At 60.4% G+C, this 20,835-nt stretch carries 20 protein-coding genes and 1 pseudogene; 18 read left to right on the forward strand and 3 right to left on the reverse strand.

From position 1 onward, the window contains the following. The first annotated feature begins 40 nt into the window (after nucleotides 1–40). Genes ACOERD_RS09705 through murJ form a run of 3 tightly spaced genes read left to right on the forward strand, consistent with a single transcriptional unit; the run spans nucleotide 41 to nucleotide 5,530 of the window. On the forward strand, nucleotides 41–1,213 hold the full coding sequence (locus tag ACOERD_RS09705; RefSeq protein WP_170378902.1) for a penicillin-binding protein activator: 1,173 nt from the start codon (nucleotides 41–43) through the stop codon (nucleotides 1,211–1,213). Next, nucleotides 1,173–3,992 (forward strand): [protein-PII] uridylyltransferase, encoded by a 2,820-nt coding sequence (locus ACOERD_RS09710; protein ID WP_419738878.1) that lies wholly within the window; start codon nucleotides 1,173–1,175, stop codon nucleotides 3,990–3,992. The genes ACOERD_RS09705 and ACOERD_RS09710 overlap by 41 nt, the downstream gene beginning before the upstream one ends. Further along, nucleotides 3,989–5,530, forward strand: coding sequence for a murein biosynthesis integral membrane protein MurJ (gene murJ / locus ACOERD_RS09715; RefSeq protein WP_419738879.1), 1,542 nt, complete (start codon nucleotides 3,989–3,991; stop codon nucleotides 5,528–5,530). The genes ACOERD_RS09710 and murJ overlap by 4 nt, the downstream gene beginning before the upstream one ends. Here murJ and ACOERD_RS09720 read toward each other — a convergent pair whose 3' ends face one another. Further along, the gene (locus tag ACOERD_RS09720) at nucleotides 5,531–6,217 is read right to left on the reverse strand and encodes a rhomboid family intramembrane serine protease (RefSeq protein ID WP_419738880.1); all 687 of its coding nucleotides are present in this window, start codon (nucleotides 6,215–6,217) and stop codon (nucleotides 5,531–5,533) included. A gap of 86 nt (nucleotides 6,218–6,303) precedes the next feature. Here ACOERD_RS09720 and trpS point away from each other — a divergent pair, with 86 nt between their 5' ends. From trpS to tsaB (ACOERD_RS09750), 6 genes are all read left to right on the forward strand, one after another. After that, nucleotides 6,304–7,332: a tryptophan--tRNA ligase gene (gene trpS / locus ACOERD_RS09725; protein ID WP_170528442.1), complete on the forward strand. Its 1,029-nt coding sequence runs from the start codon at nucleotides 6,304–6,306 to the stop codon at nucleotides 7,330–7,332. 59 nt (nucleotides 7,333–7,391) lie between these two features. Then, on the forward strand, nucleotides 7,392–8,255 hold the full coding sequence (locus ACOERD_RS09730; RefSeq protein ID WP_419738881.1) for a branched-chain amino acid aminotransferase: 864 nt from the start codon (nucleotides 7,392–7,394) through the stop codon (nucleotides 8,253–8,255). A 65-nt stretch (nucleotides 8,256–8,320) separates the two neighbouring features. Then, a complete protein-coding gene (locus ACOERD_RS09735; RefSeq protein WP_170378913.1) occupies nucleotides 8,321–8,776 on the forward strand; it encodes a universal stress protein in 456 nt (151 codons plus the stop codon). A gap of 6 nt (nucleotides 8,777–8,782) precedes the next feature. Then, complete coding sequence (locus tag ACOERD_RS09740; protein WP_419738882.1) at nucleotides 8,783–9,376, forward strand: 2-hydroxychromene-2-carboxylate isomerase; 594 nt, start codon at nucleotides 8,783–8,785, stop codon at nucleotides 9,374–9,376. 69 nt (nucleotides 9,377–9,445) lie between these two features. Then, nucleotides 9,446–10,009, forward strand: a complete 564-nt coding sequence (locus tag ACOERD_RS09745) for a NifU family protein (RefSeq protein WP_170462695.1) — start codon at nucleotides 9,446–9,448, stop codon at nucleotides 10,007–10,009. After that, on the forward strand, nucleotides 9,999–10,586 hold the full coding sequence (gene tsaB / locus ACOERD_RS09750; RefSeq protein WP_419738883.1) for a tRNA (adenosine(37)-N6)-threonylcarbamoyltransferase complex dimerization subunit type 1 TsaB: 588 nt from the start codon (nucleotides 9,999–10,001) through the stop codon (nucleotides 10,584–10,586). Before ACOERD_RS09745 ends, tsaB (ACOERD_RS09750) begins: the two co-directional genes overlap by 11 nt. A gap of 93 nt (nucleotides 10,587–10,679) precedes the next feature. Here tsaB (ACOERD_RS09750) and ACOERD_RS09755 read toward each other — a convergent pair whose 3' ends face one another. Then, a complete protein-coding gene (locus ACOERD_RS09755; protein ID WP_419738884.1) occupies nucleotides 10,680–10,865 on the reverse strand; it encodes a hypothetical protein in 186 nt (61 codons plus the stop codon). Between ACOERD_RS09755 and ACOERD_RS09760 the strand changes: the two genes are divergently transcribed. The 9 genes from ACOERD_RS09760 (at nucleotide 10,858) to ACOERD_RS09800 (ending at nucleotide 20,535) form a co-directional block, all read left to right on the forward strand. Then, the gene (locus tag ACOERD_RS09760) at nucleotides 10,858–12,600 is read left to right on the forward strand and encodes an IS1634 family transposase (protein WP_419737624.1); all 1,743 of its coding nucleotides are present in this window, start codon (nucleotides 10,858–10,860) and stop codon (nucleotides 12,598–12,600) included. The genes ACOERD_RS09755 and ACOERD_RS09760 overlap by 8 nt on opposite strands. Nucleotides 12,601–12,755: 155 nt before the next feature. Next, nucleotides 12,756–13,343 carry a tRNA (adenosine(37)-N6)-threonylcarbamoyltransferase complex dimerization subunit type 1 TsaB gene (tsaB, locus tag ACOERD_RS09765; protein WP_419738883.1) on the forward strand — a complete coding sequence of 196 codons (588 nt, stop codon included), beginning with the start codon at nucleotides 12,756–12,758 and terminating at the stop codon, nucleotides 13,341–13,343. 11 nt (nucleotides 13,344–13,354) lie between these two features. After that, nucleotides 13,355–13,753, forward strand: coding sequence for a GNAT family N-acetyltransferase (locus ACOERD_RS09770; RefSeq protein WP_419738885.1), 399 nt, complete (start codon nucleotides 13,355–13,357; stop codon nucleotides 13,751–13,753). A 157-nt stretch (nucleotides 13,754–13,910) separates the two neighbouring features. After that, nucleotides 13,911–14,909 (forward strand): BMP family ABC transporter substrate-binding protein, encoded by a 999-nt coding sequence (locus ACOERD_RS09775; RefSeq protein WP_170553494.1) that lies wholly within the window; start codon nucleotides 13,911–13,913, stop codon nucleotides 14,907–14,909. A gap of 84 nt (nucleotides 14,910–14,993) precedes the next feature. Continuing rightward, the gene (locus tag ACOERD_RS09780) at nucleotides 14,994–16,523 is read left to right on the forward strand and encodes an ABC transporter ATP-binding protein (protein ID WP_419738886.1); all 1,530 of its coding nucleotides are present in this window, start codon (nucleotides 14,994–14,996) and stop codon (nucleotides 16,521–16,523) included. A 1-nt stretch (nucleotide 16,524) separates the two neighbouring features. Beyond that, nucleotides 16,525–17,619, forward strand: coding sequence for an ABC transporter permease (locus ACOERD_RS09785; RefSeq protein WP_419738887.1), 1,095 nt, complete (start codon nucleotides 16,525–16,527; stop codon nucleotides 17,617–17,619). Next, complete coding sequence (locus ACOERD_RS09790; protein WP_170661172.1) at nucleotides 17,619–18,587, forward strand: ABC transporter permease; 969 nt, start codon at nucleotides 17,619–17,621, stop codon at nucleotides 18,585–18,587. Before ACOERD_RS09785 ends, ACOERD_RS09790 begins: the two co-directional genes overlap by 1 nt. Nucleotides 18,588–18,844: 257 nt before the next feature. Next, nucleotides 18,845–19,765, forward strand: coding sequence for a sulfite exporter TauE/SafE family protein (locus ACOERD_RS09795; RefSeq protein WP_419738888.1), 921 nt, complete (start codon nucleotides 18,845–18,847; stop codon nucleotides 19,763–19,765). A gap of 2 nt (nucleotides 19,766–19,767) precedes the next feature. Further along, nucleotides 19,768–20,535: a TIGR02186 family protein gene (locus ACOERD_RS09800; protein WP_170642786.1), complete on the forward strand. Its 768-nt coding sequence runs from the start codon at nucleotides 19,768–19,770 to the stop codon at nucleotides 20,533–20,535. 3 nt (nucleotides 20,536–20,538) lie between these two features. Here ACOERD_RS09800 and ACOERD_RS09805 read toward each other — a convergent pair. After that, nucleotides 20,539–20,811, reverse strand: a pseudogene (locus ACOERD_RS09805) (short-chain dehydrogenase); the annotation flags it as partial. Nucleotides 20,812–20,835 lie beyond the last annotated feature (24 nt).

Below are 20,835 nucleotides of genomic sequence, written 5' to 3' on the forward strand. Positions count from 1 at the left end.
GCAGCGTCGCAAGCCGCCGGATCAGGGAGTTTTCTTTTAGATGTTTACCGTTTGCAAGTCCGTAAGCAAGTTGGCCAAAACCACAATTGCCCTGACCACCGCCGTTTTTCTGGCCGCATGTGAAACCACTGGCGTCGGCGGAGGCCCCTCGATCAACACCTCGGAACCGGTGCCCGTTGCGCTTCTGGTTCCGCGCGGATCGGGCCAGTCCGGCGACGCGGCGCTGGCGCAAAGCCTTGAAAATGCAGCACGTCTGGCGATGTCGGACCTGCCGAACGTTACAATCGACCTGCGTGTCTATGATACGGCAGGCAATGCCGGTACGGCCTCGGGCGTGGCGCAACAGGCTGTGGCGGATGGGGCCAAGATCATCATCGGACCAGTCTATGCACAGGCCGCCAACGCGGCCGGTCTTGCGGTGCTGAACAACAACGTCAACGTCCTGTCCTTCTCGAACAACACTAGTATCGCGGGCGGGAATGTCTTTGTTTTGGGGCCGACCTTCCAGAACACGGCCAATCGACTGGCCAATTATGGCGGAAGACAGGGCAAGACAGGAGCAATCATCGTACACAGCAATGACGCCGCCGGAGAGGCTGGCCGCTCGGCCATTGCTAATGCGCTGGCCAGCAGCAGCATGAACAACGCCGGAAGTGTCGGCTACGACCGGTCGCAGCAGGGCGTGATCAACGCGGTACCCAACATCAAATCCGCCATGGATTCGACGGGGGCGGACTCGGTCTTCCTGACTGCAACCACCGCGGGCGCGCTGCCCTTGTTCTCGCAGCTTCTACCTGAAGCGGGGGTTTCGCCGTCGACCTCTCAGTATATCGGTCTGACACGGTGGGACATTCCAGCCCAAACGCTGGAACTGCCCGGTGTTCAGGGCGGTTGGTTTGCCCTACCTGATCCTGCAAAAGCGCAGGCCTATCGTCAGCGCTACAATGCGACCTATGGCGAAGCGCCTCATCCGATCAGCGGGCTGGCCTATGATGGGATCGCCGCGATCGGGGCGCTTGTCAGCCAAGGCAAATCGAATGCTCTGACCGGGGCTGCGCTGACTCAGAGCGCCGGTTTCCAGGGCGTTGGCGGCATTTTCCGCCTGCGCTCGGACGGTACCAATGAACGCGGTCTGGCGGTTGCCACGATCCAGAACAAACAGGTGGTTGTGATTGACCCTGCCCCTCAAAGCTTCTCAGGGGCCGGTTTCTGACCAGCCTCACCTGACCGCAGTGCCTGAAAACTCACTTATCTGCCCGCCCGAGGATATTTTCGACGGTGCCCACGTTGACGCTCAGCTTGCTGCGGCGTTCGAGGCAGGTACTGACAATTCCGCGTTGCGTGCTGAAACGGTGCGCATTCTGCGTGAGGCGCAAAAGTCCGGGCGCGCCGCCATTGCCGAGGCGTTTGCCGCCCGCCCCTTCGATGCGCGCCCTCTGACCCGGTCCTATACCTACCTCACGGATTGTCTGGTCGGCACTGCGATGCGGGTCGCTAGCGAGCATCTCCACCCTCTGGCCACCCCGACGCAGGGGGAACGCATCGCCGTTCTTGCGGTCGGCGGCTATGGGCGCGGTGAGATGGCACCCGCGTCGGATGTCGACCTGCTGTTCCTGACGCCCTACAAGATCACCGCCTGGGCCGAGAGCGTGATTGAATCCATGCTCTATATCCTGTGGGATTTGCGCCTGAAGGTTGGCCATTCCTCACGCACGATCAAGGATTGCCTGCGTCTGGGGACCGAAGATTTCACCATCCGCACCGCGATGCTGGAACAGCGCTATCTGGCTGGTGATACGAACCTCGCAAAGGAACTGGACCAACGCCTCAAGGCCGATCTGTTCAAGGGCACCGAGCGCGAGTTCATTGAGGCAAAGCTTCAGGAACGCGACGAGCGTCACCTCAAGCAGGGCCAGCGCTACGTGGTCGAACCCAATGTGAAAGAGGGCAAGGGCGGGCTGCGCGATCTGCAGTCGCTCTACTGGATCGCGAAATACATCTACGGTGTGCAAGACGTGGCCGAGCTGGTCCCGCTGGGCCTGTTCACGCCCGATGAATTCAAGACGTTTGCCGAGGCCGAAAACTTCCTTTGGGCCGTGCGCTCACACCTGCATCTGGTCACAGGGCGCCCGACCGAGCAGCTGACCTTCGACATGCAGGTCGAGGTTGCGGCGCGCATGGGCTATGAAGATCGGGCCGGGCGGCGGGCCGTCGAAGTGTTCATGCAGCGCTATTTCCGCCATGCCACCAGCGTAGGGGAATTGACGCGGATCTTCCTGACCAAGCTGGAAGCCCTGCATATGAAAGGCGCCCCGCTGCTGGAGCGGATTTTCCGCCGCCGTCCTCGGGTCAAAGCCGGGTACAGCATGGTTCATGGTCGTCTGGACATTGCCGATCCGGATACATTCCTGACCGACAAGCTGAACATGTTGCGCCTGTTCGAGGAAGGCCTGCGCACGGGCATGCTGATCCATCCGGATGCCATGCGGCTGGTCACGGCCAATCTGCACCTGATCGACGAAGATATGCGCAACGACAAGGAAGCCCAGCGCATCTTCCTCGACCTGATGCTGAAACATGGCAACCCGGAACGCGCCCTGCGCCGGATGAACGAACTTGGGGTGCTATCGGCCTTCATACCCGAGTTCGAACCCATCGTGGCGATGATGCAGTTCAATATGTATCACAGCTACACGGTGGACGAGCATATCATCCAGTGCATCGTCAACCTCGCCCAGATCGAACGCGGAGAGCTGGTTGAATCGCTGCCGCTGGCGTCCTCGATCCTTGAAGGGGGCGTGAACCGCAAGGTCCTCTATGTTGCGCTGCTTTTGCACGACATCGCCAAGGGGCGGCCCGAAGATCACTCGATCCTCGGGGCGCAAATCGCGCGCAAAGTGGCCCCTAGGCTTGGGCTGAACAAATCCGATGCCGAGACGGTCGAATGGCTGGTGCGCTATCACCTTCTGATGTCGGATATGGCACAAAAACGCGATATCTCGGACCCTCGGACCGTGCGGGATTTTGCCAAAGCTGTGCAAACGGTCAAACGGCTGGATCTGCTGACCGTGCTCACCGTCTGTGACATTCGCGGTGTCGGGCCCAATACGTGGAACAACTGGAAAGCCACGTTGCTGCGCGCGCTGCATGCGGAAACCAAACGTGCCTTGGAAACGGGCATGGAGGATCTGAACCGCGCCAATCGCGGGGCCGAGGCCAAGAAACTGCTGCGCGCAGAACTGGCCGAATGGTCCAAGGCCGATCTGAAGACGGAAACCGGGCGGCACTATGCCCCGTACTGGCAAGGCCTGAACTTCTCGACCCACGTAGAATTTGCCGAGATGCTACGGGCGCTGGAGCACAGCGGCGATCCCGGCGCGATGGAAATTCGCCTGCATCCGGACGAGGATCGCGACGCCACCCGCGCCTGCTTTGCCATGGGTGATCACCCCGGTATTTTCGCACGGATCGCCGGGGCCTTGGCCTTGGTCGGCGCCAACGTCGTGGATGCCCGCAGCTACACCACCAAGGATGGCTATGTCACGGATGCGTTCTGGATACAGGATGCTGAAGGCCACCCGTTCGAAGCCAGCCGTCTGCCGCGTTTGACCCAGATGATCCACAAAACGCTGAAAGGCGAGGTCGTGGCCCGCGAGGCGTTGAAATCGCGCGACAAGATCAAGAAACGCGAACGCGCCTTCAACGTGCCGACCCATATCACCTTCGACAATGACGGGTCCGAGATCTACACGATCATCGAGGTTGATACCCGCGACCGCCCCGGCTTGCTCTATGACCTGACACGCACGCTGGCAGCGGCCAATGTCTATATCGCCAACGCCGTGATCGCGACCTATGGCGAGCAGGTGGTGGATACATTCTACGTCAAGGACATGTTCGGGCTGAAATACCACTCGGAAAGCAAGCAGCGCGGGCTTGAGACCAAACTGCGCAAAGCCATAACCGAGGGCGCCGAGCGAGCGGCCTCATGAAGCAGATCCGGCTGTTTTCCGGCTTTTTCACGGTCGGCTTCTGGACGTTGGCAAGTCGCATTCTGGGCTTTCTGCGTGAGATCCTGCTGACCGCGTTCATCGGCCCCGGCCCGGTGATGGACGCCTTCGTCGCGGCTTTCCGTCTGCCCAACATGTTCCGCCGCTTCTTTGCCGAAGGCGCATTCAACGCAGCTTTCGTGCCGATGTTTTCCAAGCGGCTAGAAGGCGGAGAGAACGCGCAAGGGTTCGCGCAAGACGCTTTCAACCTATTGGTCGCTGCGGTATTAGCCCTGGTCGGGTTGGCGATGGTGTTCATGCCCGGCCTCGTCTGGCTGACGGCCGAGGGGTTTTACGGCGATGAGCGCTTCGACTTGGCGGTCGACTATGGCTATGTCGTCTTCCCCTACATTCTTTTCATGTCACTGGCGGCGCTGTTTTCGGGCGTTCTGAACGCGACCGGGCGGTTTGCTGCCGCCGCCGCAGCACCGGTTCTTCTAAACATCTTCGCCTGCACCGCCCTGATCGCTGGCGCGATATCCGGAGGTGAGGTCATTCGCTGGCTCATCGCCGTGATCCCTTTGGCAGGTGTGGCGCAGTTGGCGTTGGTCTGGTTTGCCACCGAACGCGCCGGTATCCGCATACGTTTTGGGTTGCCGCGTCTGACGCCCGAGATGCGGAATATGGTCCGCATCGCCGTACCCGCCGCCCTGGCCATGGGGGTGACGCAGGTCAATCTGGTTGTAGGGCAACTTGTGGCCTCAAAGACCGAGAAAGCTGTCAGCTGGTTGTTTGCGGCAGACCGCCTTTATCAGCTGCCCCTGGGTGTTGTCGGGATTGCCATCGGAATCGTGCTGCTGCCCGATCTGTCTCGCCGCTTGCGCGCGGATGACAAAGCAGGCGCGCGCAATGCGTTTTCGCGGGCCGGAGAGTTCATGTTGCTGCTCACCCTGCCCTCGACCGTAGCCTTCCTGATCATCCCGAACCCGCTGGTCTCGGTCCTGTTCCAGCGGGGCCAGTTCACCGCTGAGGACACAGCCGCGACAGCCCTGGCCGTTGCGATCTATGGCATCGGCCTACCCGCGTTCATGCTCCAGAAGCTGCTGCAACCGCTGTATTTCGCGCGTGAGAACACGCGGTCTCCGTTCCACTATGCTTTGGTGGCAATGATCATCAACGCGGCGCTTGCCTTTGGCCTTTACCCGATTTTCGGATGGATTGCCCCTGCCATTGCGGCCTCTGCCGCTGGCTGGGCCATGGTTGGCCTACTGGCCTTTGGCGCGCGGAATATGGGCGATGAGACTCGGTTCGACGACCGCTTTCGGCGCCGCGCGGGGCGGATCATCTTGGCATCGGTCGGGATGGGCGCGGTGTTGTTTGCCGCCATCCAACTGTTCGGCTGGACGCTGGATGTGCCCGGGTGGCGTTATCTGGCTCTGCTTGCGCTGATCATGGTTGCAGCAGTCAGCTACTTCGCATTCGGCCACCTGTTGGGGGCGTTTAGACTGTCCGAGTTCAAAACGGCCCTGCGCCGGTCATGACTACTCACGCCGGATGCAGCCCTTGATCCGCGCCCAACCACCCGGCGCCAAAAAGAAGGACAGGCCGAACCCGGTGGCAAAACCGCCCAGATCGGCCACCCAATCACCTGTGCCGCCGAAGAGCAATCCGAACAGCAACTGAATGCCCATCAGCACCGCAATCAACTGAAACGCCCGCGCCTGATTGGCGCCAACCAAAGACAGTTTGCGCCACAGCAACCAAGTAAATGCCCCGATCAGCCCATAGACCGGTGGGAACCCTCCGACCAGCGGATAAGACGGGTCCAGAAACAGCGCATAGGCGAACGCGCCACCAACACCCGACAGAACGAAGATCAGCAGCATCGGAAAGCCGCCAAAGACCTCACCCACCATCTTGCCCATGGCCAGCACGAAAACGCAGACAAACACCGCCTGCGTAAAACTGCCCGAGACGAACGGATAGGTCACAAAGCGGATGACATGCTCGAATGGCCAGCGCCCGTTCTGCACCATCCAGTCGAAGATATCGGCTGAGAACGCGTAGCTCTGCAGCGCATCCAGCCGCCATCCGACCGCGCCCGGCCCTCCGACCAGACCTCGGGCGCCCAGCGTAAACGCCAGCTCGATCCCCATGATGAACAGAACCAAGGCCACCACGACAGGCGGCAGAGGGTTCACGGCGGGTGTATAATGCTCACTGCTCATTGGGCTGGCCTTTCGCGGCTGTTGACGTCCCTTGGCCTCATGGGTAAGCGACGAGGGCTGATTTTTCCAGACGGGAGTTCCCTTCGATGACCCAGACCCAATTCACGCCGCGCGTGTTTTCCGGCATCCAGCCTTCGGGCGGGCTGACCCTGGGCAACTATCTGGGCGCGATGAAGCGCTTTGTGGATATGCAGGGGCCAGAGTTCGAAACCATCTATTGCATGGTCGACCTGCACGCAATCACCGTCTGGCAGGACCCCGCCGCCTTGTCGCACAACACGCGCGAATTGTGCGCGGGTTATATTGCGGCGGGCATCGACCCAGAACAATCTATCCTGTTCAACCAAAGCCAGGTGCCCGAACACGCGCAATTGGCGTGGATCTTCAACTGCGTTGCCCGAATGGGCTGGATGCAGCGCATGACCCAGTGGAAGGACAAGGCGGGCAAGAACACTCAAAACGCCTCGCTGGGTTTGTTTGCCTATCCGGCGCTGATGGCCGCGGACATTCTGATCTATCACGCAACCCATGTGCCGGTGGGTGAGGACCAGAAACAGCATCTTGAGCTGACGCGCGACATCGCGATCAAATTCAACAACGATTTCGGCGTCGATTTCTTCCCGGTCACCGAACCCGTGATCGAAGGGGCGGCCACACGGGTCATGAGCCTTCGTGACGGCTCCAAGAAGATGTCCAAGTCTGACCCGTCAGACATGAGCCGCATCAACATGACCGACGATGCCGACACGATCGCCAAGAAAATCCGCAAGGCCAAAACCGACCCGGATGCCTTGCCCTCAGAAGTCGACGGTTTGGAAGATCGTCCCGAGGCGCGCAATCTGGTCAATATCTACGCCGCGCTCAGCGACAGCTCGGCCGCGCAGGTGCTGGCCGAGGTTGGCGGCAAGCAGTTCGGTGAGTTCAAGCCGATGCTTGCGGAACTGGCGGTCGAAAAACTGTCTCCGATCTCGTCCGAGATGGCCCGCCTGATGGGCGAGCAGTCCGAGATTGACCAGATCCTGGCCCGTGGTGCGGAAAAGGCGCGTGCGATTGCCGCCCCGATCCTGAAACAAACCTACGAGATTGTGGGCATGGTCGGCGCAGCCTCGCGCTGATTGCACTGGACCTTCGCCTGACGCCCTCCTAGGTTTGCCGAAAGCTGAGGGAGGGCGCTATGGCAGTCGGCAAGAATATCCGCACCTATTTCGAAGGCCAATGGCATGAAGGGGACGCACCGATCATGCGGGCGGCGGATCATGGGTCGTGGCTAGGTTCCTCGGTTTTTGATGGCGCGCGCTACTTTGACGGCATGGCCCCTGACCTGCTGGCCCATTGCGCCCGCGTGAACCGATCCGCCGAGGCGCTGATGCTGACCCCGACCGTAACGCCGGAACAAATGGTCGATCTGGTGCGCGAAGGGCTGCAATCCTATGGCCCGGATCAGGCTGTCTATATCCGTCCGATGTATTGGGGCATCCACGGAGACGTCACGGCCATCGTGCCACAGAAAGACAGTACCGGTTTCGCCATCTGTCTTGAAGAGATCCCAATGGCGCCCGAGACGGCCTCGGTCACGTTGACGACTACCCGATTCCGCCGTCCGGTGCTGGAATCCGCCGTCGTGAATGCCAAGGCCGGGTGCCTATACCCGAACAACGCCCGGATGCTGACTGAGGCGCGCTCCAAAGGGTTCTCGAACGCGCTTGTCGCCGACGCGATGGGTAATGTGGCCGAAACCGCCACGGCCAATATCTTCCTGGCCAAGGACGGAGAGGTCTTTACCCCCATGCCAAACGGCACCTTTCTGGCCGGGATTACCCGCGCGCGACACATCAAGAACCTGCGCGCCGATGGTTTCACCGTACATGAAGCGGTCCTCAGCTTTGATGATTTCCATGCGGCGGATGAGGTGTTCATGTCCGGCAATATGAACAAGGTAACGCCAGTGACCGCTCTGGACGACACGCAATATCAGGTTGGCCCTATCGCGCGTCGCGCCCGCGCGCTCTACTGGGATTGGGCAGCAAGCGAGCGCTAGGGATTTACCCGAGTTGCCAGCACGCTATCGGTCGGGCATGATCCCAGAAAATCAAGAGGACCCAAATGCGCAAGTTTCTCGTCATTCTGGATGACAGCCGCGAATGCCTGAACGCCATGCGTTTTGCCGCGATGCGGGCCGCGCATACCGGCGGCGGCGTGACAATTCTGTCCGTGATCCCGCCGGATGAATTCAATCACTGGATCGGTGTGGCCGAAACCATGCGTGAAGAGGCCCGCGAGCGTATCCACGCTCATTTCGAAGTCTTCGCTAAATGGATGCGCGACAAGCAGAGCGTTGAGCCTGAATTGGCCATTCGCGAAGGCGATCCGGTGGCACAGATCATCGAACACGTACAGTCCGACCCCGAGATTGGGGTTCTAGTTCTGGGCGCCGGCACCGACAAGAAAGGGCCGGGTCCGCTGGTGACTCAGCTGACCAAGAACTCAGGCAGCATGCCGATCCCGATCACCATCGTGCCGGGCGATCTGAGCAAGGAAAAACTGGAAGAGATCACCTGAGGCAACATGGCAGCACCCGTTCAGTTCTGGTTCGAATTCGCCTCGACCTATTCTTACCTCAGCGCGATGCGGATCGAGCAACTGGCCGCTGACAAGGGCGTTTCCATCGACTGGCAGCCCTTTCTTTTGGGGCCCATCTTTGCCGAACAAGGCTGGAACACGTCTCCGTTCACAATCTACCCCGCCAAGGGGCGCTACATGTGGCGCGATATGGAGCGTTTATGCGCCCAGCGCGCATTGCCGTTTCAACGCCCCGATCCGTTTCCGCAGAACTCCCTGAACGCTGCGCGTCTGGCCGTCGCCATCACGTCCCAGGACCAGCGGGCCGCATTTGCCCGTGCCGTTTACACGGCCGAGTTCGGCGAGGGCCGCGATATCTCAGCCGCATCGACATTGACCGATTGTCTTGCAGCCGCAGGTCTGCCCGCTGTTTTTATGGACAAATCGCAAGACCCGCAGGTCAAAGCAGCGCTCTTTGCGCAATCCAGCCGCGCCAAGGATCTAGACCTGTTCGGCGCACCCAGTTTTGTCGTCGGGGATGAGGTTTTCTGGGGTGATGACCGGTTGGTTGACGCGATAAACCACGCTGCCTCAATTTAGAACGGTTCCAAATCTTGACTTCCAAGGCGGCTGCCCGCATATCAGATGCAACGAAAACGGAGCTGCCTCATGTTCATTCAGACCGAATCTACCCCGAACCCGGCAACCTTGAAGTTCCTGCCCGGCCAAACGGTGCTTGAGGCAGGCACAGCCGACTTCCCATCCGCCGAAGCGGCTGAAAAATCGCCGCTTGCCCAGCGCATCTTTGCGGTCAGCGGCGTGACCGGCGTGTTCTTTGGCAATGACTTTGTCACCGTCACCAAAGCGGATGACGTCGATTGGGACCATATCAAGCCAAGCATCCTCGGCGCGGTGATGGAGCACTACCAATCCGGCCAGCCCGTCATGGGGGCCGAGGCGGCACCTGCTTCCGGCCATGCCGAACATACTGGCGAGGATTCGGAAATCGTCGACCAGATCAAGGATCTGCTGGACAGTCGCGTGCGCCCTGCTGTGGCTCAGGATGGTGGCGACATCACCTTCCACGGCTTTGACCGCGGCGTGGTCTACCTGCATATGCAAGGGGCCTGCGCTGGCTGCCCGTCCTCGACCCTGACGCTGAAGATGGGGATCGAGAACCTGCTGCGCCACTATATCCCCGAAGTGACCGAGGTTCGCCCCGTTGCCGTCTGAACCAACCCTTCTGGCATTTGACACATCGGCCGCGCATTGCGCGGCCGCTTTGTTGCGTGGCTCTGAAATTGTCGTCACGCGGGCCGAGGCCATGTCACGCGGGCAGGCCGAACGCCTGATGCCTCTGCTGGAGGAGGTTCTGTCAGATGCCGGGCTTGGCTGGAAAGACCCGGATGCCATTGGTGTTGGCATCGGCCCAGGAAACTTCACCGGCATTCGAATCTCGGTTTCAGCGGCGCGCGGGCTTGCATTGGGTCTGAACGTCCCGGCCGTTGGCGTGTCAGGTTTTGACTCCTTGGCGGAGATTATGCCCGACGGTCACCTACCCGCGATCTCTGCCCCGCGCGATCAGGTCTATGTGCAGACCTCCGAAGGCCCACGCCTGATGCCTCGGGCCGAGGCCGAGGGGCTTGGCCCCCTCTTCACTGACACGGACCCAAACGCGCATGTTCAGGCCATCGCCCATATCGCGGCGCGCCGATACGGCACGGAAACAGACCCACCCGCACCGCTTTATATTCGCCCCGCGGATGCGGCGCCTTCTCGCGACCTCCCACCTGTGCTGCTGGACGAATGACCCCGGAAAACATGGCCCTGACCCACGCTGCGGCCTTCACACAGGCGCGCCCGTGGACGGCTGCCGAGTTCGAAGACCTGCTGCAAAACCGCTTCACCCATGTTGTCGGAGACCCCAACTCCTTTGCTCTGTTTCCTGACTTCCGACCTTTTTGTTGATCTGACTGGGTTTTTGGTTTGTTTTCAGGTGTGGTTGCTCAGAGGCGCGTTGTAGTGCCCCATTATTATAAAAAGTATTGACATGGGCCTTCAGATGGCTAACCTCTTCGCCCATGTTCATCCGCACCAAACATGACGCAAAGCTCAACCGCACACGGATCCAGATCGTTGAATCCGTCCGCACCGGCTCCAAGGTACGCCAGAAGATCCTGCGCCATGTGGGTGTGGCCCATAACGACAGCGAGATTGAGGATATCAAGCGTCTGGCGGGCCGCTTGATGGAGCAATTACGCATTGATCGCTCGCCGCAAATGGAACTGTTCACGCCCACGGAATATGCCGATCTGCAGGCGCTGGTGCGCCGCGCTCCGCGGCCGGACAAGCTTGGCGTTGATCTTGCCGAGTGCCGTGAGGAGGCGCGGGTCTCTCTGGGTCTGCGGGATGTCATGGGGACGATGTATGACCAACTGGGTTGGGGGGCCCTTCTGGGGGCGGCGCGTAAAAGTGCCAATCGCATTGTGAAAGAGCTGGTTATGGCGCGGATCGCACAGCCCGAGAGCAAGCGCGCGACCGTGGAGGCGTTGGAGAACCAGGCAGGCATCACGCTCAATCTGGACGTGGTCTATCGGAGCATGGATTACATCAATACGCCGGTGATAGACGGGATTTGCAAAACCTCTCACGCGGCGGCAGAGAAGTTGCTGGGCGGGCCAGTGACCGTGCTGTTCTACGATTGCACGACCCTGGCCTTTGACACCGAGCGCGAGGACCCGGCCGAGGATGCGGACGGGGTCGAGCAGGATCATCTTCTGGCCAAGGGCTTCAGCAAGGATGGCAAGCATCACCGCGCTCAGGTCATGCTGGCGCTGATCGTCACCTCCGATGGGCTGCCTGTGGGCTATGAACTCTTCCCGGGAAACACCTGGGAAGGTCATACGCTGGAAGCTGCGCTGAAGGCGTTGGAGGGACGCTTCGACGTGGCCAGGGTCACGTTCGTGGCCGATGCCGCCATGCTCAGCAAGGACAACCAGCAGATGTTGCAGAACAAGGGTCTGCCCTACATCCTCGGCTATCGCATGAAGTCCGCCCCGGCCGCCGTGAAGGCGAACATTTTGAGCCCGGAGGGACGCCAGCCTTGGGCTGGACACGGTTCTGAAGAGGCAACCGAGAAGGGCTGGTACAAGGTGATCGACCAGGAGGGAGCGCGGGTCATTGTGACCTGGTCACCCACCCGGGCACGCAATGATGCCCACAAGCGCGACAAGGCAATCGAAAAGCTGCACAAGAAGCTCAAGCGCTCTCGCAAACCCGGCAGCTTCAGCAGCCGGGGATATGGCCGCTTCCTGGCCTTCCCCGACAGCGGGGACGTCACGCTGGATGATGCAAAGATCAAGGCAGCGGCACAATGGGACGGGCTGCATGCCATTGTTGTTCATGGTGCGGACGAACTGGAGGCACAGGACGTCATTGCCCGCTATCACCAGTTGTGGGAGATCGAAGCCTGCTTCCGCACCAACAAGCACGATCTGAAAATCCGGCCCATCTATCACTGGTCGCCGCGTCGGGTCCGGGCCCATATCGCCATCTGCTACATGGCCTTCTGCTGCCTGCAGCACCTGCGCAAGCATCTGGACCTGCTCGGACACCCGATGAGCCCGGCTCGTATCCGCAACGAGTTGAACGCATTGCAGCTCTCGATCCTGCGCCACAAAGGCACCCCTGACCGCTACGGCATGCCAAGCCATGCCACGGTCGATGCCAGACGCATCCTCACCTGCGTCGGCCTGACCTGGAACGAAGCCCCTTTCAAGATACCCCCCGGGCGCACCCGAAAAACTGGCCAGACCAAAGCCTGAGCTCCCTCAACACTCCGAAACAATCGCTGGCGAAAAAAGTCCGTGTAGTGCCTTTTGGCAACCAAGGCATAATAATATCAATGACTTATACGAAAAAATGTCGGAAGTCAGGCTGCTGCGCCACTATATCCCCGAAGTGACCGAGGTTCGCCCCGTTGCCGTCTGAACCAACCCTTCTGGCATTTGACACATCGGCCGCGCATTGCGCGGCCGCTTTGTTGCGTGGCTCTGAAATTGTCGTCACGCGGGCCGAGGCCATGTCACGCGGGCAGGCCGAACGCCTGATGCCTCTGCTGGAGGAGGTTCTGTCAGATGCCGGGCTTGGCTGGAAAGACCCGGATGCCATTGGTGTTGGCATCGGCCCAGGAAACTTCACCGGCATTCGAATCTCGGTTTCAGCGGCGCGCGGGCTTGCATTGGGTCTGAACGTCCCGGCCGTTGGCGTGTCAGGTTTTGACTCCTTGGCGGAGATTATGCCCGACGGTCACCTACCCGCGATCTCTGCCCCGCGCGATCAGGTCTATGTGCAGACCTCCGAAGGCCCACGCCTGATGCCTCGGGCCGAGGCCGAGGGGCTTGGCCCCCTCTTCACTGACACGGACCCAAACGCGCATGTTCAGGCCATCGCCCATATCGCGGCGCGCCGATACGGCACGGAAACAGACCCACCCGCACCGCTTTATATTCGCCCCGCGGATGCGGCGCCTTCTCGCGACCTCCCACCTGTGCTGCTGGACGAATGACCCCGGAAAACATGGCCCTGACCCACGCTGCGGCCTTCACACAGGCGCGCCCGTGGACGGCTGCCGAGTTCGAAGACCTGCTGCAAAACCGCTTCACCCATGTTGTCGGAGACCCCAACTCCTTTGCTCTGTTTCAGGTCATCGCGGACGAGGCCGAGTTGCTGACCATCGCGACTCACCCACTGCATCGGCGTCAGGGCTTGGCTGCAGCCTGCATGAAAAACTGGCACGCCATTGCCGCTGACCTCGGTGCAGCGCGCGCGATTCTTGACGTGGCGGCAGACAATGGGGCTGCTATCGCGCTCTATGAACGCTTCGGATACAGCCCCTGCGGGAGGCGTAAAGGCTACTATACACGCGATTCTGCCTCAAATTGCGACGCGATCGTGATGGAACGCCCCCTACCGTAGCCCCACACCCCACTTTTTAGACCAAGTGGTCAAAAATCAGTTGACCCTACCTGTTGCATACGGCCTTAATTCCCGTCATCACAACGGTTATGCTCGCTATAGGTGGGTAAACGAGGCTAGTTTAACCTCGAACCGACAAAAACAACGGGAGTACCAAATGACCCTGATGAAATCCTTGATGGGCGCTGCCGCCGCCGTCGCTCTGACCGCTGGTGCCGCACTGGCCGAACCGGCCCTGATCTTTGACCTGGGTGGCAAGTTCGACAAGTCATTCAACGAAGCCGCACATAACGGCGCGCAGCGTTGGGCCAACGAAACCGGCGGCACCTATCGCGAGATCGAGCTTCAGTCCGAAGCACAGCGTGAACAGGCCCTGCGCCGTTTCGCCGAGGCTGGCGCGAACCCGGTGATCACCATGGGCTTTGCCATGGCTGACCCGCTGTCTGCCGTTGCCGGCGACTATCCTGACACCAAGTTCGTCGCGGTTGACGTTACTTGGCTGGACGCCCCGAACATCCGTCAGATCGGCTTTGCCGAGCACGAAGGCTCGTACCTCGTTGGTATGATGGCTGCGATGGCATCGGAATCGGGCACTGTCGGCTTCATCGGCGGTATGGATATCCCGCTGATCCGCCACTTTGGTTGCGGTTATGCGCAAGGCGCCAAGGCTGTGAACCCCGACATCAACGTTGTTGCCAACATGACCGGCACAACCCCTGCCGCATGGAACGACCCGGTTAAAGGGTCCGAACTGACCAAAGCGCAGATCAGCCAGGGCGCTGACGTAATTTACGCAGCTGCAGGCGGCACCGGTGTTGGTGTGCTGCAGACCGCAGCCGACGAGGGCATCCTGTCGATTGGCGTGGATAGCAACCAGAACCACCTACACCCGGGCAAGGTTCTGACCTCGATGCTCAAGCGCGTGGACGTGGCCGTCTATGACGCGATGAAAGCGGGTGAAGATCTGGAAACCGGCGTATTCGCCATGGGCCTGGCCGAGGACGGCGTTGGCGTTGCCATGGACGAGAACAACAAAGAGCTGGTCTCGGTTCGTATGAACGACGCCGTGGACGAAGCACGCAAAGCGATCATCAACGGCGACATCTCCGTTGTCAGCTACTACGAGAACGACAGCTGCCCGGCGCTGCAGTTCTGATATCGCACGGGGCGGGGGGAGACCTCCGCCTCGGTCCCACTCTGCCGCGAACCGCGCGGCCCTTCGGCAACCCAAGGACAAGACATGACAGTCCCCGCCATTGAGCTCAAAGGGATTTCCAAAGCCTTTGGGCCGGTTCAGTCCAATAAAGACATTTCCATCAGCGTCGCCCCCGGCACGATCCATGGGATCATCGGTGAAAACGGTGCGGGCAAATCCACGCTGATGAGCATTCTCTACGGCTTCTACAAAGCCGATAAAGGTGAAATTTGGATCAACGGCACCAAGACCGACATTCCCGACAGTCAGGCGGCCATCGCCTCAGGAATCGGGATGGTGTTCCAGCACTTCAAGCTGGTCGAAAACTTCACCGTTCTGGAAAACATTGTTTTGGGTGCTGAGGATGGCGGGCTGCTGGCCCCGTCTCTGGCTAAGGCCCGGAAAGAGTTGAAAGCGCTGGAAGAAGAATACGAGCTGTTCGTCGACCCAGACAAGCGTATCGATGAAATCGGTGTGGGCATGCAGCAACGGGTCGAGATCCTCAAGGCGCTGTATCGCAAGGCCGAGATCCTGATCCTTGATGAGCCCACCGGCGTTCTGACCCCTGCGGAGGCAGACCAGCTGTTCCGCATCCTCGACCGTCTTCGGGCCGAAGGAAAGACGATCATCGTGATCACGCATAAGCTGCGTGAGATTATGGAGAACACCGATACCGTCTCGGTCATGCGGCGCGGAGAGATGACGGCCACGGTCAAAACGTCTGAGACCAGCCCGGAGCATCTGGCCGAGCTGATGGTGGGCCGCAAGGTCCTGCTGCAGGTCGACAAGGTGCCCGCGCAGCCCGGAAAACCCATTCTTGAGGTCCAAGACCTGCGCGTGTTCGATGCGGCAGGCGTTGAACGTGTCAAAGGCATCGACCTGACCGTCCGCGCCGGTGAAATCGTCGGTATCGCAGGCGTCGCGGGCAACGGCCAGTCGGAACTGTTGGAAGTTCTGGGCGGAATGCGCCCCGGTCAGGGGTCGATCAAGCTGAACGGTACGCCGCTTCCCCTCAGCGGGGCTGGGTCTGACGGTCAGGCGCGTCGCGCGCAGCACATCGCCCACGTCCCCGAAGACCGTCAACGCGAAGGTCTGATCATGGACTTCCATGCCTGGGAAAACGTTGCCTTCGGCTATCACCGTGACCCGGCCTACAAGCGCGGCCTGTTCATGGACAACGCCGCCCTGCGCGCGGACACCGAAGCCAAGATCGAGAAATTCGATGTGCGTCCCCCGAACGGCTGGCTGACCGCCAAAAGCTTTTCGGGCGGCAACCAGCAGAAGATCGTCGTCGCGCGCGAGATTGAGCGCAATCCCGACCTGCTGCTCGTCGGTCAACCGACCCGTGGCGTCGACATTGGCGCGATCGAATTCATTCACAAACAGATCGTAGCCCTGCGCGACCAAGGCAAGGCGATCCTGCTGGTCTCGGTCGAGCTGGAGGAGATCTTCTCGCTCTCGGACCGGATCGCCGTGATGTTTGACGGACATATCATGGGCGAGCGTCTGCCCCATGAGACAGATGAAAAAGAACTAGGCCTGCTGATGGCCGGTGTTGCGGGAGAGGCCGCGTAAGATGGAAAAAATGCCCAAATGGGCCGACGTCGTGCTGATCCCCATCATCAGCCTGGTGTTGGCCACGATCCTGTCGGCGCTGGTGATCCTCGCCATCGGAGAGAACCCGGTTGAGGCCGTGAACCTGATGGTCACAGGCGCGCTGGGGTCAACCTATGGCTGGGGCTATACGCTCTACTACGCGACCAACTTCATGTTCACCGGGCTCGCAGTGGCCGTGGCGTTCCATGCGCGGCTGTTTAACATCGGTGGCGAAGGTCAGGCGATGCTGGGCGGTCTTGGCGTTGCCATGGTGTGTCTCTACATCCCTTGGCCGCATTGGAGCATCGCTCTGATCGCCGCAGGATTGGGGGCCGCTGTATTTGGCGCGGCATGGGCCGCAATCCCAGCTTACCTGCAGGCCAAACGTGGCAGCCACATCGTGATCACCACGATCATGTTCAACGTTATCGCGGCTGCCTTTCTGAACTACATGCTCGTGAACGTCATGCGCCCGCAAGGCTCGCAGGACCCGGCAACCGCGCGCTTCCCCGAGGCGGTACACCTGCCGACCTTCCAATCCATGTTCTCAACCGCCGAGAACGTAATGTTCCGCGGAGCGCCTGCCAATATTTCGTTCTTCGTGGCGATCATCGCCTGTTTCGTAGTCTGGGCGCTGATCTGGCGTACTCGGCTGGGCTATGAGATCCGGGCCTATGGTCATTCGGAAACCGGTGCCGTCTATGCCGGGATCTCGCCGGTTCGCATCACCATCATCGCCATGCTGATCTCCGGCGGCTTGGCTGGCCTGATGGCCATCAACAACGTGATGGGTGAGGCCGAGCGTCTGGTTCTGAACTCGACCGAAGGCGCGGGTTTCATCGGGATCGCCGTGGCCCTGATGGGTCGTTCGCACCCGTTCGGCGTGTTCCTCGCGGCGCTTCTGTTCGGCTTCCTCTATCAAGGCGGTGCCGAACTGGCCTTGTGGACATCCATCCCGCGTGAGCTGATCGTCGTCATACAGGCGCTGGTGATCCTGTTTACCGGAGCGTTGGACAACATGGTGCGGATGCCGCTTGAAAAGCTGTTCCTTGCCCTGCGGAAGGAGCCTCAGTGATGGATTCGTTCGTAACACTGATCCAGGTTCTCGATTCCACCGTCCGACTGGCGACACCTTTGTTGCTGGCCTGTCTGGCAGGTCTCTATTCCGAACGTGCAGGGATTTTCGACATCGGGCTTGAGGGCAAAATGCTGATCTCGGCCTTCTTCTCGGCGGCTGTGGCGGCGGTGACCGGCTCGGTCTGGTTGGGATTGCTCGCGGGGATCGCGTCGTCTCTGGTTTTATCGGCACTACATGGCGTGGCGTCGATCACGTTCCGGGGCAATCAGCTGATCTCAGGCGTGGCGATCAACTTCCTGGCCTCAGGCCTGACGGTTCTGATCGCGCAAAGCTGGTTCCAACAGGGCGGGCGCACCCCGTCTCTGTTCGGGGAAGGCCGGTTTGAGCCGATCAACTTCCCCTTCGCCGAAGCGCTGAGCGACGTGCCCTTCATTGGCCCGATCTATTCTGAACTGCTGTCGGGCCATTCGATCCTTGTCTACATCGCCTTCCTGATGGTGCCTGCGACGTGGTGGATCCTTTATCGCACCCGGTTCGGGTTGCGGTTGCGCGCGGTGGGCGAAAACCCAGCCGCCGTGGATACAGCCGGTGTCTCGGTCGTCGGCCTGCGCTTTGCAGCTGTCGCCATCTGCGGCGTACTCTGCGGTATCGCCGGAGCCTATCTTGCAACTGCGCTGCAGGCCGGGTTCGTCAAGGAAATGACCGCCGGTCGCGGGTTCATCGCGCTGGCGGCGTTGATCTTTGCAAAATGGCGGCCTTGGCACGCGATGTGGGCCTGTTTGCTGTTTGGCCTGCTACAGGCTATCGCGCTGCGGTTCCAGAATATCGACCTGGGCGGCATTGTGATCCCTGTGCAGGTCATGGACGCCCTGCCCTATATCCTGACCGTGGTGATTCTTGCAGGCTTCGTCGGCAAAGCGGTTCCGCCCCGTGCCGGGGGCGAGCCCTACGTGAAAGAACGCTGATAAGTCCAGTTCAGGGCCAATTCTGGATCCTGTTCGCTGCAGAGCGGCATGCAGAGTTGATTTTGCATGCCGCAACCGCTCTAAGAGGGTATGTGCGTGTTTCCTCTGATAGAAAAGAGTGCAAACCTCCTCTCGTATTTGCCAAAGACGGGTGGTAGGCCTGTGACCGCAGCGCCCGATATTCAGGCTGCACGCATTTCCGATGCCGGCGGGTCCACCGCTTTGCACAGCCGAACTCAATACGACTAGAGCATGCCATGCAAATTTACCTTCCGATTGCCGAAGTCTCCGTAAACGCCTTTCTATTGCTAGGGCTCGGAGGCATGGTCGGCATTCTGTCGGGCATGTTCGGGGTCGGCGGCGGGTTCCTCATGACGCCGCTTCTGTTCTTTATCGGCATCCCTCCGGCAGTTGCCGTCGCGACCGAGGCCAACCAGATCGTGGCCTCGTCCTTCTCGGGCGTTCTGGCGCATTTCAGGCGAAGGACGGTCGATTTCAGGATGGGCACGGTGCTGTTGATCGGCGGCCTCATCGGGGCCGCGCTTGGCGTCGTCGTGTTCAACTACCTCAAGAGCTTGGGTCAGGTCGATCTGCTGGTAACCCTGTGTTACGTCGTCTTCCTTGGCGTGATCGGCAGCCTGATGTTCATCGAAAGCCTGCGCGCCTTGCGCAAGGCAAAGAAAGGCGGAGCGTCACCTGCCAAGCGCCGTCAGCGCGGCTGGGTCCATGCGATGCCCTTCAAGATGCGCTTTCGTACCTCGGGCCTTTATATCTCGGTCATTCCACCGGTTCTGGTTGGCCTCTGCGTAGGCGTTCTGTCCGCGATCATGGGCGTCGGCGGCGGCTTCATCATGGTGCCTGCCATGATCTATCTGCTGGGCATGCCCACCAAGGTTGTGGTCGGGACGTCCCTGTTCCAGATCATTTTCGTAACCGCCTTCACGACAATGCTGCACGCCACCACGAACTACACCGTGGACGTGGTTCTGGCCGTGCTTCTTCTGGTCGGTGGCGTTATCGGAGCTCAGATCGGAACTGTGATCGGCGCCCGGATGCCAGCCGAGCAATTGCGGGTTTTGCTGGCCGCGCTGGTGCTGGTCGTCTGTGGCAAGCTGGCGCTTGATCTGCTTCTGGAACCGTCCGAGCTGTATTCGCTTGGCGCCAGCGGGGGGCACTGATCATGGTCCGCTCATTGATCACCGCCCTGTGCCTGTTCTGCCTGCCCGCGGCTGCCGCGGAAGAGCAGGTGGTCCTGGGCCTCAGCCAGGACCGCGTTGCCATTACCGCCACGTTCGACGGGTCCGAAATTCTGATCTTCGGGGCCATCAAGCGCGAAGCTCCGATCCCCGAAGGCCCTCCGCTAGAGGTGATCGTCACCGTTGCCGGCCCGTCCGAGCCTCTGACCGTGCGCCGTAAAGAACGTAAACTGGGAATCTGGGTGAACACCGACAGCGTCGAGGTCGATCTGGCCCCCAGCTTCTACGCTGTTGCCACCAGCGGGCCATTCAAAGAAATCCTCACTAATACCGAGGATCTCCGCTATCGGGTTTCCATCGAACGGGCCATCCGCTCTGTCGGCGCGGCGATGCATATCGAAGCCGCTCAAGACTTTGCCGACGCCGTGATACGCATCCGCGAAAGCGAGAGCCTGTATTCGATCCGCGAAAACACTGTTGCGGTGGATGAACAGACCCTGTTCCGCACCTCTATCGACATGCCCGCCGACTTGACTGAAGGCGACTACGCCGCACGTATTTTCCTGACACGGGGCGGCAATGTGGTGTCGCAATACGAAACCACCATCGACGTGCGCAAAGTGGGGCTGGAGCGGTTTCTCTACAACATGTCCCGCGAACAGCCCGTTTGGTACGGGCTGATGTCACTGGTCATCGCTATTGCCGCTGGGTGGGGTGCCTCGACAGCTTTCCGCCTGCTGCGCGAAAAGTAGCACTTAGCCCCGGCCGATATAGGGCATGGTCGTGGCCATCACGGTCATGAACTGCACATTGGCCTCGGGCGGCAGATTGGCCATGTGCAGCACCGACTTTGCGGCGTCTTCCACATCCATGGTGGGATCGGGCGTCGCACCATCGGCAATAGCAGCATCGACCAGCCCCTGCACCATCTGAGTGCGGGCGTTCCCGATATCGATCTGGCCACAGGCAATGCCAAAATCGCGCCCGTCCAGCGACAGGCTGCGCGTCAGCCCTGTGATGGCGTGTTTCCTGACTTCCGACCTTTTTGTTGA

This window comes from Ruegeria sp. (genome assembly GCF_965199275.1).
Taxonomy (GTDB): domain Bacteria; phylum Pseudomonadota; class Alphaproteobacteria; order Rhodobacterales; family Rhodobacteraceae; genus Ruegeria.